Source organism: Leptothoe sp. LEGE 181152 (assembly GCF_032906605.1).
Taxonomy (GTDB): Bacteria; Cyanobacteriota; Cyanobacteriia; order Phormidesmidales; family Phormidesmidaceae; genus Leptothoe; species Leptothoe turfae.
Genome location: NZ_JASATU010000001.1, coordinates 38641 through 55132 on the forward strand (window position 1 = coordinate 38641; position 16492 = coordinate 55132).

The following is a 16492-nucleotide window of genomic DNA, read 5'->3' on the forward strand; positions in this document are numbered from 1 at the left end:
GCCCCTACGGGATTACGTGGGTTCTGTGGGATTCGAGGTGTCTGTAACCTGGGACATTTCTACCATGATAATAAAGATAGTCTCTAGACCATTATCAAAGCGCAGCGTATTCACGAGATCATGCTCAATGGAAATCGCTGAATCGACAATGATCATGTCAGGCTGAAGTGCCAGAGCCTTTGCAATGCCTTCTTTACCCGTAGTCGCTTCGGTAACGGTATACCCCCTAGATAGCAACACATCCGTCAGATTTTTAGTGGTGGAAACATCCATGTCAACCACCAGCACCTTACGGTTTGACGTGCCCTGGTCTAACAGAATTTTAATATCGCGAAGCAGCGCCTCTGTATCGATCGGTTTAGTGAGATAGCGATCGATGCCAAGACGATAGCCCCGCTGTTGATCTTGAATAATAGAAAGAATAATGGTGGGAATGCCCATGGTAGCTGGGTTGTTCTTGAGCACAGCGGCCAAGTCAAAGCCGTTGATGGTGGGCATCATCACATCAAGGATGATTAAATCCGGTGGCTCTGCCTTAACTTGATTGAGGCCATCCATACCATCGTTAGCCGTTTTAACCCGATAACCAACTGCTTCTAACTCCTGGCGCAACAGTTGACGAATATGGGGTTCATCATCCACCACGAGAATTGTTTTCTGAGACTTTTCCGTTGGAGTAACGGCTCGATCTACGTTTTCTTTAAGCCGCTGTACCAGGGACTGTAAATTGACGCTAGTTGCTTCACTCTCCTGCGATGCATTCACAGGCAAGGTAAAGGAGAAAGTACTACCTTGCCCCTGCTGGCTTTCAACCCAAATTCGCCCTTCGTGATGTTCGACAATTTGTTTGCAAATCGGTAGCCCCAGACCGGTACCCTTAGGCTTGTCAGTCATGACTTCACCCACCTGGGTGAACTTCTCAAACACTTTTTCGAGATCGTCTTCGGAAAGACCAATACCTGTATCAATAATACTGACAACAATTTCAGCATCTTGTTGATAAATACGACATGTGACGGAACCACTGCCCGTAAATTTGATAGCGTTAGAAAGTAGGTTAATGAGCACCTGAACCAAACGATTGCGATCGCATATCACCTCTGGCAACCCTGGTTCAACCTCGCGAATCAGATCCAAACCACTGGCTTGAAAGAGAACAGACGTGGCCGAAATTGCCTGATCTAGAATCTCAGCCACAGATGTCAGCTGCATATTCCATTCAATTTTGCCTGCTTCAATTTTAGAAATATCCAATACATCATTAATCAAAGAGGTTAAGCGCTCACCCTCAGATACGATGATGCCGAGATTTTCCCGCACCTGGCGTACCGCTCGATTCGTTTTCTTGGTCTCAGCGCTCACCGCAGGCAATACGGTGTCTTCTAGCTTTTTTTGAATCAATTTAGCAAAGCCTAGGACCGAGGTCAGGGGTGTCCTTAGCTCATGGGAAACCGTCGAAAGAAAGTCGGTTTTCATTTGATCCACTTCTTTCTCGGTTGTAATGTCACGAATTAAAATAACAGAACCATGAGCTTTTCCAGGCTCAGAAATTGCCGTTGTCTCTCGGTTGGACGTGATCGCTGTCACCAGAGCTTGTCCTACTCGCTTTTCTAACAAATTCACTTCAACACTGAGATTTATGTCTGGAGCTGCTTGGTTCTGAACAATCAGGTCCGTAATCGACCGATCAAACACGTCTTGCATCGGTCGACCACGCAAGGGGGTTCCATTTAACCGAAACATCTTTCTCAGGGCAGGGTTAGCTCGGGTAATCTGACCTGCGGCATCAATAACCAATAGCCCGTCCCCCAGGGTATCAATAATGGCATTTAGCTCTTGGGCTCTGGTTTCTAAATCCTGTTGAGTCGTTCTTAGGGCATGGGTATAGGCACCCACCCACTCAATGAGCTGATTTAGAGACTGGGCTAAACTGCCAATTTCATCCTGATTGACCACCCCCGCCCGTAGGTTAAAATTCTCATCCCGTGTGACTTGTAAGGCAGTTTCTTCAACCGCGCGCAATGGTTGACTGATGGTACGACTGATGAGATAGGCCAATAGGCTAGCAAATATAAGCGATAGAATAACACTGATGGTAATCACCTGAGCTTGCAGCCGCGCAGATTCTTGAACAATTTCCCTGGATTCCCTCAGTTCATCTTCTTCAATGAAGTCAGCCAGAGCTGCTAAATTTCGTGCAAATTCTTCCAGCTCTAGTGCAGCAGGACGACGATTTAAATCCACAAATTCCTGACGAGCTACCAGGAGTTCTCGATCCTGTAGATCGCTCAGATCCATCCCTTTTACAAATTGATCAAGCTCTTCTAAATTAGTTTCAACAACACCATCGTAGTTCTCAACTAATTCATCCAACAGTTCCAGCTCATCTTCGGTTTCTTCTACACCGCCTTCAATATCATCGTCATATTTTTGTTGTAAATTTAACCAATCTTTTTGAAAATCTCTACCACTCGAGCGATAAAGATCATAATTGATTAGAAACTGGTCTGGATTTTCAAGCCAGGTAATCAGCTGACGCTCATAGGCAATAAATCGATTCAGAGATTTCTCTAGATTCCGTAGACTTAAAATCTCCTCAATAGCATCTTCATTGCCCTGGTAAGCCTTAAACTCATAGCGCCGAGCAATACTAATGCCCGTGCCTGTACCAGCAACAACAATACCGACCACCAAGGCGTATCCCAAACCAATTTTCTGAATTACCTTCAGGTTGCGCAACCAGCTTCTGACCTGGGCTGGTAAGATGCCATGGGAAGAATTAGCAGATGACGATGGTTGGATACTCATATAAGGTTCTATAGGGCGTTCTATAGGGCAATAGCTAAGACTTCCGCAGCTTTTTCTAGGATTTCGTCAGGGTCAAACGGCTTGGTCATATACAAGTTAGCCCCCACTTCACGCCCCTGTTGCTGATCAAATTCCTGCCCTTTAGCCGTCAACATGATGATGTAGGTATCGCGCACCGCAGCATCTTCCTTCACCGCCTGACAAACCTCAAAACCATTCAGTTTCGGCATCATCACATCTAAAAAAACCAAATTGGGCTTTTTGGTACGAATTAGGGTTAAGGCGTCCATGCCGTTAGTTGCCGTCAACAGCTCCACGCCTTCGTCTTCAAGATCCTCCAGGGTTTGTTCCATCAGCACCCGGATATGCACTTCGTCATCAACAATTAAAACAGCTTTATTCATGGAATTACTCCAATGGATTAGTGGGAAAAAAGGTCGACCATCAAACAGCTGACATCATGCAGAATTAGCTGAATCCGGTGGTGATATAACTTGAGAATTTTCTACCATAATGAGAAAAATATTCTCTAAGCCATTGTCAAATTGTAAGGTGTTGACCACCTCATGTTCCATGGAAATGGCCGAATCGACAATGATCATCTCGGGCTTCAGGGAAAGGGCTTTTTCAATACCGTCCTTACCAGTGGTCGATTCAGTAACGGTATAGCCCTTCGACAGTAAAACATCCGTCAGGGTCTTGGCCATCGATGTATCTATATCCACCACGAGTACCTGACGATTGGATGTGCCCTGGTCCAATAAAGTTTTAATGTCCTTGAGCAGCACCTCTGTGTCGATGGGCTTACTGAGATAGCGATCCACACCCAGACGGTAGCCCCGTTCTTGATCTTGAACAATAGACACCACAATGATGGGAATACCCATGGTCGCTGGATTATGCTTGAGGATAGCCACCAGATCAAAGCCGTTAATGTTCGGCATCATCATGTCCAACACCATCAGATCTGGGGGGGATGCCTTAACCTGATTGAGGGCATCCATGCCATCTTTAGCCATCTGGACTTTATAGCCCACAGCTTCTAGTTCCTGGCGCAAAAGCTGCCGAATATGGGGTTCATCATCAACCACCAAAATTGTTTTCTGGGGAGTGTCTGTGACCGGTGCGGCGGCCACGGTCTGTCGCACATTTTCTTTTAGCTGCTGGACCAGGGTCTCCAGATTCATGTTTGTTGGCTTGGCTTCTAGATCTGCGGTCAAAGGCAGGGTAAAGGTAAAGGTACTCCCCTGACCGAGGGCGCTTTCGGCCCAAATGCGACCGCCATGGTATTCAATAATTTGTCGACAGATCGGTAGCCCTAACCCCGTTCCCTTAGGTTTATCGGTCATGACTTTACCCACCTGGGTAAACTTCTCAAATACTTTCTCTAGGTCATCTGTGGACAGGCCAATGCCCGTATCAATGATACTGATCGATAATTCAATATCTTGATGCCGCACAAAACAGGTGACAACTCCCTCATTGCTAAATTTGATGGCATTGGAGATCAGATTGATCAATACTTGGATGATGCGGTTGCGATCGCACACCACCTTTGGCAATTCGGGTTCAACATCAAGAACAATTTCTAAGCCATTGTTTTGGGCCAACACCGATGTCGCTGAAATGGCTCGCTCAATCAGATCCGAGATAGATGACGGCTGCATGTTCCACTCAATTTTGCCCGCCTCAATTTTAGAAATATCGAGCACATCGTTGATCAGGGAGGTCAGACGCTCCCCTTCAGAGATAATAATGCCCAGGTTGTCACGGACCTGTCGCACTGCCCGGTCCGTTTTTTTAGTCTCAATCTTTACAGCGGGCAATACAGTATCTTCCAGTTTCTTTTGGATCAGTTTGGCAAACCCTAAAATCGACGTCAGGGGTGTCCTTAGCTCATGGGAAACCGTCGAAATAAAGTCGGTTTTCATTTGATCCACTTCTTTCTCAGCCGTAATATCACGAATGAGAACAATGGAATCAAAATCTCCCCCCGGAACGACGTTACTATTATTGCTCACAACAGCAGTGACCAAGGCCTGACCAATGCCATTATTAGGCAGCTCGACATCGGTAATCAGCAACTGGGTCGGATCAGCCTGGTTTTTAGCAATGAGTTGAGACAAATCCGTCTGAAAAACTTCATGACAGGGCGATCCCGTAACGGTTTTGGCATATAGATTGAACATGTGAACCAGCACAGGATTGCAGCGAATAATAGTGCCAGTTGAATCAATCACCAACAGCCCATCACCAAGATTATCGATGATGGCATCAAGTTGTTCTGTACGTTCTTTAACCCGCTGTTCCAGGCCCTCCTGACTTCGCTCTAACTCTTCCGTATACTGCCCTATCCAGGTGATTAACTGATTGAGAGAGTTGGCTAACAATCCTATTTCATCTTGATTGTTAACCTTGGCCCTCAGTGCAAAGTTACCCCCATGGGTGACCTGCTGAGCCACCTGGGTCAGATGCTGAATTGGACGAATGACACGGTTAGCCACATAGGTCGTAATTGCCCCAACAATAACAGCCGTCAGCCCCGTCCCTAGGGCAAAAATGCGCAGCAGCTGATATTGGGGGGCAAACGCAATTGCCGTATCAGCAGTAATCAGAGCACCAATAGACTCAGAGTTTACACTGTTGCTAAGATTCACGGGAGCATAGGCAACCAGTTGTTTTCTGTTATCTTCTTGACTATTGGCAAAGACTTTAGCCTGAGACCGTCTACTCTCAAAGATCTCCATTAAACTTGGATAGTAGCTCTCAACAGTCTGGGCCAGGTAATTTTGTCGAGCACTGGCAAAAATCATGCCATCGGAATTAAAGAGATGCCAAACTCGTTTATGCTCTTCAAAAATCTCGAAGAGTTCACTCATATAATGCCCTGGCACACGGGCTCTAATAATATAGATTGAGTTACCGGTTTCTAGGTCTTTGACGGGAACAGCGTATTCCACCCGGAGGAGGCCTGAACTAGACGACAACCCGGGGCCATTCATTGTGGACTGCCCAGTTTTTACAGCCGCTTGAAAATACTCACGATCCCCATAGTTACCAACAAAAGGTTTGCCTGTAGTCGCCTGTGCTACTGGATTTCCATCCAGATCAAACAAAATAATGCTGTCAAAATAGTCAAGGCTATTGGCAAATTCAGTGAGTAGTAATTGTTGCTGATTGGGAGACGAGTCATTGCGCAGCGTTGCTTGGGTCAACACTGGGTTAACGGCTAAGGATTCCACCTCACGCAGCCGACTGACCAGAAACTGATCTAACTTATCGCCCATGACTTCCGTACGCTGGCGCTTTTCTTGAATAACTTGTTGAGTTATGGAGCGACTGGCAAACAGATAAGCGGCACTACCGATGAGCACAACAGGCAAGGTACTAAGGGCAATGGCAAATACCGTGACCTTATGTTGTAATTTATGCCGTTTACCTGATGCTGCCGTTGGTTGTCCCAACCATAGCTGTGATGACTGTGAGCCATTATCCATGACTATTACCCAAGGAATGGAGCATGCCTAAAATTGCGTTAGCGTCAGCCGGATGAACCTGAAACAAAAAAGGACTAAAAACCTTGTTTAATAAGGTCTTGATTGACGGCGCTTATCTATGTTGTCTCTAGCATTGTTCATTTCAAGATCATCCTGTTTAACTGGAATTTCAAGCAAAAACGTCGTCCCCCGACCTAACTCAGACTGACAAACTAAGCGACCTTTGTGGCGTTCAGTAATAATCTGATAGCTAATTGAAAGACCTAGCCCCGTACCTTTACCCACATCCTTGGTGGTGAAGAAGGGATCGAATAGCTTATTTCGAATTTTGGCAACAATTCCCGGGCCATTATCATGAATCCGAACTTGAATCCGGTTTGGATGAAGTTGCAGCGTAGTAATCGTAATTCTCGGTGTGTGGTAATACGGTGGGACTTCCAGGACATCAATGGCATTGGCCAAAAGATTCATGAAAACCTGATTGAGCTGGCTGGGGTAGCAGTGAACCAAGGGTAAATCGCTGTAGTGTTTAATTACTTCGATACCTGGAAAATCAGCCTGGGCTTTGAGGCGATGACGCAAAATCAGTAAGGTACTGTCAAGGCCCTCGTGGATATCAACGGATTTAAACTCAGATTGATCGGAACGGGCAAAGTTCTTGAGCGACAGTACAATATCGCGGATCCGTTCGGTACCGACGGCCATGCTATTAAGGGTTTCCGGCAGGTCCTTTAGCAAAAAGGGCAGCTCTACATTCTCAATGGCCTGCTGTAATCCCTCAGAGGGAGAATGATACTCTTGCTGGTAAAGTTTTACCAATTCCACCAAGTCTCGAGTATATTCCTGCACAAACTCCAGATTTCCATAGATAAATGTGACCGGATTGTTAATTTCGTGGGCCACCCCTGCCATCATTTGACCAATACCCGACATTTTTTCACTCTGGATCAGCTGTAGCTGGGTTTGTTGTAGCGTTTTTAGTGTGGCAGCCAGTTGTTGAGCCTTTTCCTGGGCCAATTGGGCAGCACGACAGCTGTGCTCATAGAGTTCTGCTTGATCAAGGGCAATGGCCAATTGGTTGGTTACCGCCTGTAGTAGAGCCACCTCACTGTCGCTCCAGGTTCTAGCCTCCTGACTGGTGCCACAGCAAATTGCCCCAATGTCACCCGAACGAGTCTTGATAGGAACGGCCAATAACGACGCAAAGTCGTGAGCTTGCAAAAACGTTCGGGTGGGGACATCCTCTAGGGCACTGACATTATTGATCTTGACTAAGGACTGCTGACCCAACCATTGGGCTAGACTGCCCACTGCATCAGCGGCATATTCACCCACCAAGGGCAGCATTTGACTGCGTCTAGATTCGGTGACCACTTCTAAGCCACCAATGCTGGGTGAAACCGGACAGGACCCATGGAGCGGGCCTGCCAATTTAGCTGGCGTTTGCACCCAAAGGAAGCAACAGCGATCTGCATTGAGCGTGCGGTAAATTTCGCTCACCGCTGTGGTCAAAATGATGTTGAGTTCCAGGGATTCTCGAATCTGACTGGAGAGGCGAAAGATTAAATCATTCTGACGGCTTTCTTTGAGCTGACGCTCATGTAACAGCGCGTTGATCACACCAGCTACTTGAAATGTCATGGTGGTCAACAGCTTTAGATCTTCGGCGCTGTAAGGATTGGTAACCGATCTGCTAAGTGCGATCGCGCCAATTACAGACTCCTTACTTTTGAGCGGCACACACATCAGCGCAATCGTTTGCTGCGATGGGCATCGCAGGTCTGAAGCCACATTATTAACAATCTCACCGCGCCCAACCTGGGCAATCGTGCCAATAATGCCACAGCCCACAGCGATGGTTTCTTGAAATAAGTTCCCCTTACCAAACCGAGCAATGCACTCCAGCGATTCCGCATCCTGCATTAGCATCAGGGTGCCCTGGTCCGATTTCAGCAGTTGGCATGCCTGCTCTAGCGCCAGAGAAGCCACCTCCTGAATATCTGAACTATCGATAATTTTTTCTGACAGATTGAAGAGCAGGGAGATTTCCTTATACTTCCCCAGCAACTCGTCAGCTAACGATCGTTTTTCTGATTCTCGATAGGCCAATTTAGAGATCAGGTGGGCAATGGCCTGGGCCTTTTCATCACCCTTGACCCACCCTAACGTGTATCCATCTAAATCAATGGGATAGCGCTTGTGCCCATTGGCACTATTGCCTAGTAGCTGCTGTCCATCAGCCGTTTCAATAATGACGCTAGAGGCCGTAGCCTGTAGCACATCCTGAATTAGGGAGTATTCCTTTTTAAGAACTATTTTCTTTAAATCAATACTCACCATCAAAGGGGACATCCCTGAAGTTATTAGCTTCTAGCCTTTAGCTACGGTTTTTTGAACCTGGTCTAGCAGCATATCCTACCAACCAGCATAAAACCTGCATACGTTCTGAGAATTCCCGTTATACAGGACATCAATAGCAAATTACTTAAACATATGCCGAGATTTTTAATTTTCTATACCAATTTATTTATGCCAGACAGCAAACATTGAGCACCAGGTTCACAAATCTTTCCGTATTAGTCATGTAATAATCCGGACCCAATCCAGAGATTTGTAAATCCACCCCAAAGTTGTCCTTGGCAACGAATTTTTCTCGTATGACTCATCTCAGATTTAGTAGTCTTTGACTTATTTTCATATCAATCAAAGATGAAATGTGCATGGCAACCCACTTGGTTTAGGCCAAGGTGGATTGGGCTATAACGGTAACGAGCTCAATACATCCTGTAAGTTATGGGAAGCCCCCTCACTGTTGATCATCCTAAGTCGCAACGTCTTTTAAGATATCTGCAAAAACCGCTTTGGCGTTCTCTATTTGCCCCAGTGGATATTGCCGTACTGGTTTACTTTCGCATGGCCTTTGGCGGCATCATGCTCTGGGAAGTGTGGCGGTATTTTGACAAGGGTTGGATCGCCCGCTACTGGATCGATCCTATTCTCAATTTTCCTTACTTTGGCTTTGAGTGGTTCCACCCCTGGCCAGGTCAGGGCATGTATATCCACTTTGTAGGTCTCGGTATTCTGGCAGCTTTTATTGCCCTGGGCATCTGGTATCGCGTCAGTGCAGTGCTATTTTTTCTAGGGTTTACCTATATTTTTTTATTAGAGAAAGCGCGCTACCTCAACCACTTTTATTTAATCTGCTTAATCAGCTTCATCCTGATTTTTATCCCCGCCCACCGCGCCTTTTCCTTTGATGCCTGGCGACGACCCGGCATCCGTACTCAAACGGTTCCGGCTTGGACGCTGTGGCTCTTACGCATCCATGTGGGGATTCCTTATTTTTATGGAGGCTTGGCCAAGATTAACGGTGACTGGTTGCAAGGGGAGCCGATGCGCATGTGGATGGCGGCTCGCACAGATTTTCCGCTCATTGGCTCTTTTTTTACTCAGGAATGGATGGTTTACTTTCTGAGCTATGGGGGACTGTTGTTGGATTTGTTGGTGGTGCCCTTTTTAATATGGCGACGCACGCGGCCCTATGCGTTTGTCCTGGCACTAACCTTTCACTTGATGAATGTCCAACTGTTTAACATTGGCATTTTCCCCTGGTTCATGATTGCGGCAACGGCTATCTTTTTCTATCCTGACTGGCCCCGGCGTTTGGTAAGACAAAGATTTAGCGATCGCAACCAGTCTGCTCCAGCCCGCTTGACACCCAGGCACATAGCGATCCTGACTTTGTTGGGCATTTACCTGGCCCTACAGTTACTCTTGCCATTTCGCCATTATCTCTATCCAGGTGATGCGAACTGGACCGAAGAAGGTCATCGGTTTGCCTGGCATATGAAACTACGCTCAAAAGATGCCGATGTGAAATTTATTATTACCAACACGCGGGACAATTCGGTGAGCGCCTTAGACCCATACGATATTATGCCTCGCTGGCAAGTGCGTAAGATGGCGGCCCGACCGGATATGATTTTGCAGTTAAGCCATATGATTGCTGAGGATATTGGTGGGGACGATAAAGACTCAATTGAAGTGAGAGCTGAAGCCTTTGCTTCTCTTAATGGACGAGAAAAACAACAACTGATTGATCCAACCGTAGATTTGTCGAAAAAACGGCAATCGTTGATACCAGCAGATTGGATCTTGCCGTTAGAAATACCATTATCTGAGCAGTTAACAGAATAAACCCCTACGAGGACCTCAACATTGTCTTGGAGAAAATAATCTCATCCACCATTTCCATTACATCTTCAATCACATCTTCTGCGGTTTCAGCATCATTAATGTACTGATTCAGCGACTTAAACTTTTCAGGCGCTATCCCCCCCATCAGCGACCGATCCCAATTTCTCAGCATTTCATCAAATACCCGCTTAGCATCCCCATGGGTACACACAATGGGAAGTACCGGAATGCGTTCCTGTCTGGCATACTCATAGGTCTCATAGGTGCCACCAATACCCCCTAACAGAATGACTAAATCTGACCGTTGTAAACAATCCAGCCATTCATTCACACCAGATTCCGTATACTGCACTGCGCCCCCCTTAAACACAGGCTGCTTTCCTCGGGGAACAATTTGTGTGAGCTTGCCCGTTAAACGTACATTATCCTGAGATAGCTGTTGAGCAAATGCATCGGCAACAACATAGTCCACGCCTTCCCAACCGCCTGTAATTAAATGGTAGGTGTGTTCTGCGATTTTCTTACCTAGCTTTTGGGCACACCAGTTAATCTCAGCAGGAAGATGAAATTTACCTGTGCCTGCCACCAAGATAGATTTTGTGCTTCTCAGCTGTTGAGAATCTTCTTTAATATTGCCAATGAGGTGATCAATAAACTGATCAAAGTTCTTAGCAGGGTCGATGCTCAGTTTATCTCTAACAAACTGGATAAAGTCATCTACATGAGTGGCAATCTCGGCAATTTTATTCGCCACATCAACCATGGCAGAATATTCATCGGACGGATTAGGACCCATCAGGGCCGATAGCTGCTCTTTTTTCGTTTGCCAATGTTGAATATAGTCCACCTGTCCTTCACGGCTATAGATATTAGCATCCGATAAAACAACGGGGAAAACCCTCTGCTGGTCGTTCTTACGTTTCATTATCTCCAGCGCTTCAAACATACAATACTCAGAGCGCAGGTATTTATCGCTAATGACCAGGATCACATAGTTACCACGACCAATTTCCCGCATAAACTTTTCAATGCTTTGGCCCAGGGTGAGGTGGTTGCGATCTCGAATCAAGTTATACCGTCTGGCCAGTAGTACGGCGCAAATCCGATCGACTAACGCCTCTCGCTGACGTCCCTGCTCGGTTTTATTATCTTTCCACGCATAGGAAATATATATCTGGTTCATTTTTCCTAGGTATCATCGCCTAGTAAGCCATTCAAACATTTATGCCCAAAATCCGGCTCAGTTTAATGACGCATCTAGGGTGATTTTTCATACTAAAGTATTGAGTTATCCCATTGATTTAGCCCTTTATGGGGAGTCTAAAAGGGCCACCAATGAGCCACCGCTATGGAGTCGACGAATGGTTTCAGCAAACAGCGGTGTTGTATCTAAAACCGTAAGCTTGGCCGTCACCTCACTGGCCGTCAACCGGAACGATGGAACAGTATCGGTGATAATGATGTTCTCAAGGTCGGGAATCGCCAAAATATGGTTGGATTCCTTGGCAAAGACACCATGGGTAGCAGCGGCATAAACGGCTACAGCACCTTGACTACGACAAGCTTTTGCCGTGCGAGCCAGGGTGGTACCGCTGCTGATGAGGTCGTCAATGATGATGGCCGTACGGCCTTGAATCTCGCCAACCAACATACTGCCAGACACAACACCCGAGCTGCGATGTTTTTCGGCAAAGGCAATGGAGATATCACGCTGAAGCTTCTGGCTAAGTTGTTTACGAAATGCTTCGGCCCGTTTAGCGCCACCAAAATCTGGAGACACAACCACTATGTCACGCTCGTCAAGTAGGGACGCAAAGTGATGTACAAATGTGTTTTTTGCCTCTAAATGCTCGGCAGGACAGCGAAAAGCATTTTGAAAGGCTGCCAGGTTATGGACATCAAGGGTAACGATGCGATCGCAACCAATTGACTCTAACAATTGAGCAATATATCGGGTCGTTACCGGGTCCCGAGACTTTGTCCGGCGGTCTTTACGGGCATAGCAAAGATAAGGAACAATTGCAGTCACACGTTCAGCTGAGGCATCCCTCAAGGCACCCATAAAAAACAGCAGTCGACAGAGTTTATCATTGACGCTGATTCCAGGTTCACCATAGAGAGACTGGATCACATACACATCCTGACCTCGCACATTAACTAATGAACGCGTCTTATGTTCACCGTCTTCAAAGTCTCTCTCTTCATGATGACTCAGGACAAGGCCCAGATGAGCTGCAACCCTCTTCCCAAATTCCCGACTGGTATTTAGGCTGAAAATTTTGATAGCCCGATCATCCATAGCAGCACCTCTTAACCACCCCTAGCATAGGCTAAAAAAACGTATCCTCCCATAAAACCCTGGTGCAGCATTCCCTACAAAAGATCAATAGTTTAATTTTGGTGGGTAGAAGACAGGTTGCTTTCATCAGACTGATTGTGCCGATTGAGTTCATCAATCAGGGCATCAGCCAGGTGCACAGACCATCGAGCAATCTCCTGCCCTCTGGCAAAATGACTTTCTCCATAGCCATGGTGGGCAATTAATCCCTGCATAATCATAATGGCGAAATGCTCGCGCTTGGTCATGCCGTTAGTCACCTGCCATTCTTCAGGCGCTTCACGCTTGTAGAGTGGATAAATATTATCGTTGGCCTTTACAGTCATCGTTCATCCACCTTCACCCGAACAGCTTTTTCTATAGCCCCTGAGACCTTCCCATCTTCAAGGTACACAGACAAGTTGAGGATCCTGTGAGGCTAGACTAGTACTCTGTGGTGTAAGTTGCCACGATCAAATGTGGATGGGTGGATGGGGGGATGCAATTACTGTCAAATTTCTGCCATCGGGTACTAGTGCTGCATTCCCCCATAAAATCTTCACATCATTTACATACAATCGGTTGTAATACATACAATCAGTTGTAACCACAGAAGGAAACGACAGTTAAAGTAGACCACGTTTAGGGAAGGAGTGACCATGACGACCCAGGAAAAAGAGCTCAAAACCATTGCTAGCCATCTATTGGCAGGTATGCTGGCTAATCCTCACATTTACACCATGGTTAGTGAGGAAGAAGCCAGGGGACAGCAAGAGCAAATTCTTCTCTCGAATGCCATCATGATGGCTGAAAAATTAATTAGCAGAGTTGAACACTCCTATAAAAATCAACCAAAATGAAGCTACCCCGTTAAGATAGCCTTTTGACACCTCAGTGTGAAACGGATGACACTTAGGTTGCCAATGGTTGACTACTGGGAATTTCGATTAAGAACTCTGTGCCCTGCCCAGGGATAGACTCGCATGTGAGCTGCCCTCCATGTAACTCTGTGATGATTTGATAGCTAATGGCTAACCCTAAGCCGGTGCCTTTGCCAACGGGTTTAGTCGTGTAAAACGGATCAAAAATGCGTGACTGTACCTCTACAGACATGCCCCCAGCATTATCTCGAATTTGAATTAGAACATGATCGTTATCGGTCATCGAAGTGCAGATATAAATCTGTCGCTGACTTGTTTTCTCAGAGTTCAATTCTAACGCTGGGTCAGGTTCTTCAAACGCATCAATGGCATTGGCAATGAGATTCATAAATACCTGGTTGAGCTGTCCTGCAAAGCATTCAATTGCAGACAACGTGCCATAGTCCTTTATGACCTCAACTGTAGGGCGGTGACCTTGACCCTTAAGGCGATGATCTAAGATAACTAATGTGCTATCAAGGCACACATGTAAATCAACCGCTTTACAAAGAGCTTCATCCAACCGTGAGAACGTTTTGAGAGAATTAACAATTGCAGTAATGCGCTCAGACCCCATGCTCATCGAGAAGAGTAATTTTGAGATATCTTCTTTTAGGAAAGGTAGATCAATGGCGTCTTCTTCAGCTAAGATCTCTGCATGGGGATTGGGATAATGTTTCTGATAAAGCTCAATTAAGTTTAACAGATCTGCTACATACTCTTGCGCAGGCTCTACATTACCCTGAATAAAGGTGACTGGATTATTGATTTCATGAGCCACACCCGCCACCATCTGACCCAAACTAGACATTTTCTCCTGTTGAATAAGTTTCTCTTGAGTCTTACGAAGTTCTCCTAGGGTTTGCTCTAATTCATTAGCTCTGGTTTGAGCCATCTGTCTACTGTTTTCTAATTCATTGGTTTGCAATTTCAGTGATTCAACCACATTATGGAGTTGGCCACTCATGTGATTAAACGCATTCGACAGTGTCGTTAGCTCATCATTGGTTTGGAGGTTAATGGTTCGTCCCCATTCCCCTGTAGATATCTGTTTCGTAGCTGTAGTCAGCTGTTGGAGAGGCTTGGTAATCGAACGACTCAGTAAACGGGCTAATAGGATGCTGATAATAGCAATGATGACAGCTGCCATCAGTCCTTCTAATAAAGTCTGACGCAGTTCTGTTTGTAGTGGTTTAGTCGAAAAACCAATGCTGACTGCACCAACAACGTCTTCCCCAACCAAAATGGGTTTACCAGCAATTAATTTCTCATCCTGCCAATCTAAAACCAGTTGTTGACTAGCAAGAATCTTCTGTCCTAAGGGATCTGGCTGGAGACTCAGGACTTTATAGTCTTCGGTAAAGGTATCTGAGATGACACGTCCATCCTTTTGGTAGAGTCGAGCAGAAATTATTAATCGCTTACTTTGAGAGTTCTTGTCAAGGTTATTGATGATCTCTCCAGCTTCATCAAATTTATTAAAATAAAGAGCATCACTGTTAGCTGCTGATAATGTATCCAGAAGCAGTTCAGCCTGTTGTTCTAGATCTTTGCGAAAGCTGATACGTTCACGTAACAATGCAGAGCTCCCCACAGTCAGCACTCCCCCCACAGCCAAACAACTCATAGTGAGTGTAAGTTTGTTGGTAAGCGAACCATTTTGGTTGTGCAACCCGATGAATCTCCACATGTATTGAAACGCTTGTACTGAAGCAGTCTTTGTTAGAATGTTAGATCATAGAGCTCCTTTAAGCGTTCTATGGATTGTTCCACGGGAAAATCATCAAATTTGACAGTATCTTCAAAGCTTTCTAATGTTGTTTCACCTTCTGGCGATTTATCCATATCCAGTAAAAGTGCCTCTATGGCATTTATTTGCTCAGTTGGTAGTCTGGGGCTTGCTAGTACAATATGTCGAGCAACAAACTCAGTCTCTAAAATGACTTTCATAGAGGATTTGACATCGTCTGGCAGTTCAGCAAACGTACCACTATCAACTGCCCCAGCATCGACTTTATCCGTGAGGATCAGTTCAACGGTATTGTCCTCATCTCCACTAAAAATGAATCCAACTTCATTAACTTGAAGGCTTTTATTGTCTAGCGATTCTTCAATATCTAGCGACTGCTCAACTAGGATCAGACCTGCTTCTTTGAGATATGCCAGCGGCAACATATAACCTGATGTGGAGATATTGCTTTCTAATGCGATTTGCTTCCCTTGCAAATCTGCTATGGTGTCGATATCGCTGTCATTACGGGTGAAAATAATGCTGTTATATTCAGCAACACCCTTTTTCCAACGCCGCAGGATGGGAGTAGCGCCTGTCTTGGTGCTAACGACTATAACAGGGTAAGGACTATCGAAGTAAAGGTCCACCTCACCAGATTCTATCCAGGTTTCCATCGTTTCCAGGTCAGGGGCAATTTTGACAGTTGCTTTTTTAATACCGACGTCTTCTAAACGATTTGCTAAATAATTAGCCAGGGGCTGGTATCGTTCTATTTTTTGGGTGGGTTTTTTAGAGATATCACCCAGAATAAGGACTTCATTAGCCGTTAACTCAGAAGTACTTGAAGTACTTACTGATGCACTTTCGGTTGAATCAGTCGTTGATTTGACCGAACCACAGCCCACCAATAATAGTCCTAACATTACGCTAAGTAAAGAGAAGGATCTTATACGTACAGGCAGCATACTTAACAAGTTAACTCTATGGTTCTGAATATTCTTTATCACTTCCCCCTTGGACA

11 protein-coding genes are annotated in these 16492 nt (G+C 45.7%); 2 read left to right on the forward strand and 9 right to left on the reverse strand.

Annotation, left to right across the window (positions count from 1 at the left end; all coding sequences use genetic code 11):
* Nucleotides 1-12 precede the first annotated feature (12 nt).
* From QGP82_RS00205 to QGP82_RS00220, 4 genes are all read right to left on the reverse strand, one after another.
* The gene (locus QGP82_RS00205) at nucleotides 13-2808 is read right to left on the reverse strand and encodes an ATP-binding protein (RefSeq protein ID WP_499056574.1); all 2796 of its coding nucleotides are present in this window, start codon (nucleotides 2806-2808) and stop codon (nucleotides 13-15) included.
* A 20-nt stretch (nucleotides 2809-2828) separates the two neighbouring features.
* The gene (locus QGP82_RS00210; protein WP_163662974.1) at nucleotides 2829-3212 is read right to left on the reverse strand and encodes a response regulator transcription factor; all 384 of its coding nucleotides are present in this window, start codon (nucleotides 3210-3212) and stop codon (nucleotides 2829-2831) included.
* 54 nt (nucleotides 3213-3266) lie between these two features.
* A complete protein-coding gene (locus tag QGP82_RS00215) occupies nucleotides 3267-6305 on the reverse strand; it encodes a response regulator (protein ID WP_499056576.1) in 3039 nt (1012 codons plus the stop codon).
* Nucleotides 6306-6392: 87 nt separating this feature from the next.
* Nucleotides 6393-8645, reverse strand: coding sequence for a GAF domain-containing sensor histidine kinase (locus tag QGP82_RS00220; RefSeq protein ID WP_499056577.1), 2253 nt, complete (start codon nucleotides 8643-8645; stop codon nucleotides 6393-6395).
* Nucleotides 8646-9098: 453 nt separating this feature from the next.
* Here QGP82_RS00220 and QGP82_RS00225 point away from each other — a divergent pair, with 453 nt between their 5' ends.
* Nucleotides 9099-10502 carry an HTTM domain-containing protein gene (locus QGP82_RS00225; protein ID WP_499056578.1) on the forward strand — a complete coding sequence of 468 codons (1404 nt, stop codon included), beginning with the start codon at nucleotides 9099-9101 and terminating at the stop codon, nucleotides 10500-10502.
* A gap of 4 nt (nucleotides 10503-10506) precedes the next feature.
* Here QGP82_RS00225 and QGP82_RS00230 read toward each other — a convergent pair whose 3' ends face one another.
* The 3 genes from QGP82_RS00230 to QGP82_RS00240 all read right to left on the reverse strand — a co-directional run bounded on the left by QGP82_RS00230 (nucleotide 10507) and on the right by QGP82_RS00240 (nucleotide 13166).
* Complete coding sequence (locus tag QGP82_RS00230) at nucleotides 10507-11685, reverse strand: TIR domain-containing protein (RefSeq protein WP_499056580.1); 1179 nt, start codon at nucleotides 11683-11685, stop codon at nucleotides 10507-10509.
* Nucleotides 11686-11811: 126 nt separating this feature from the next.
* A complete protein-coding gene (locus QGP82_RS00235; protein WP_499056581.1) occupies nucleotides 11812-12801 on the reverse strand; it encodes a ribose-phosphate diphosphokinase in 990 nt (329 codons plus the stop codon).
* Nucleotides 12802-12893: 92 nt separating this feature from the next.
* Nucleotides 12894-13166, reverse strand: coding sequence for a hypothetical protein (locus QGP82_RS00240; RefSeq protein WP_163702459.1), 273 nt, complete (start codon nucleotides 13164-13166; stop codon nucleotides 12894-12896).
* A gap of 312 nt (nucleotides 13167-13478) precedes the next feature.
* Between QGP82_RS00240 and QGP82_RS00245 the strand changes: the two genes are divergently transcribed.
* Nucleotides 13479-13679: a hypothetical protein gene (locus QGP82_RS00245; protein WP_163662953.1), complete on the forward strand. Its 201-nt coding sequence runs from the start codon at nucleotides 13479-13481 to the stop codon at nucleotides 13677-13679.
* A 52-nt stretch (nucleotides 13680-13731) separates the two neighbouring features.
* Here the strand turns inward: QGP82_RS00245 and QGP82_RS00250 are convergent, their stop codons facing one another.
* Both QGP82_RS00250 and QGP82_RS00255 read right to left on the reverse strand, forming a co-directional pair.
* On the reverse strand, nucleotides 13732-15366 hold the full coding sequence (locus QGP82_RS00250) for an ATP-binding protein (protein WP_499056583.1): 1635 nt from the start codon (nucleotides 15364-15366) through the stop codon (nucleotides 13732-13734).
* 95 nt (nucleotides 15367-15461) lie between these two features.
* Nucleotides 15462-16394 carry a phosphate/phosphite/phosphonate ABC transporter substrate-binding protein gene (locus QGP82_RS00255; protein WP_499056585.1) on the reverse strand — a complete coding sequence of 311 codons (933 nt, stop codon included), beginning with the start codon at nucleotides 16392-16394 and terminating at the stop codon, nucleotides 15462-15464.
* Nucleotides 16395-16492: the final 98 nt, after the last annotated feature.

What these genes read in the sequence shown, in the direction of transcription:
- QGP82_RS00205 (WP_499056574.1), bottom strand. Translation starts at nt 2,808, where the DNA reads ATGAGTATCCAACCATCGTCATCTGCTAATTCTTCCCATGGCATCTTA.
- QGP82_RS00210 (WP_163662974.1), bottom strand. Translation starts at nt 3,212, where the DNA reads ATGAATAAAGCTGTTTTAATTGTTGATGACGAAGTGCATATCCGGGTG.
- QGP82_RS00215 (WP_499056576.1), bottom strand. Translation starts at nt 6,305, where the DNA reads ATGGATAATGGCTCACAGTCATCACAGCTATGGTTGGGACAACCAACG.
- QGP82_RS00220 (WP_499056577.1), bottom strand. Translation starts at nt 8,645, where the DNA reads ATGGTGAGTATTGATTTAAAGAAAATAGTTCTTAAAAAGGAATACTCC.
- QGP82_RS00225 (WP_499056578.1), top strand. Translation starts at nt 9,099, where the DNA reads ATGGGAAGCCCCCTCACTGTTGATCATCCTAAGTCGCAACGTCTTTTA.
- QGP82_RS00230 (WP_499056580.1), bottom strand. Translation starts at nt 11,685, where the DNA reads ATGAACCAGATATATATTTCCTATGCGTGGAAAGATAATAAAACCGAG.
- QGP82_RS00235 (WP_499056581.1), bottom strand. Translation starts at nt 12,801, where the DNA reads ATGGATGATCGGGCTATCAAAATTTTCAGCCTAAATACCAGTCGGGAA.
- QGP82_RS00240 (WP_163702459.1), bottom strand. Translation starts at nt 13,166, where the DNA reads ATGACTGTAAAGGCCAACGATAATATTTATCCACTCTACAAGCGTGAA.
- QGP82_RS00245 (WP_163662953.1), top strand. Translation starts at nt 13,479, where the DNA reads ATGACGACCCAGGAAAAAGAGCTCAAAACCATTGCTAGCCATCTATTG.
- QGP82_RS00250 (WP_499056583.1), bottom strand. Translation starts at nt 15,366, where the DNA reads ATGAGTTGTTTGGCTGTGGGGGGAGTGCTGACTGTGGGGAGCTCTGCA.
- QGP82_RS00255 (WP_499056585.1), bottom strand. Translation starts at nt 16,394, where the DNA reads ATGTTAGGACTATTATTGGTGGGCTGTGGTTCGGTCAAATCAACGACT.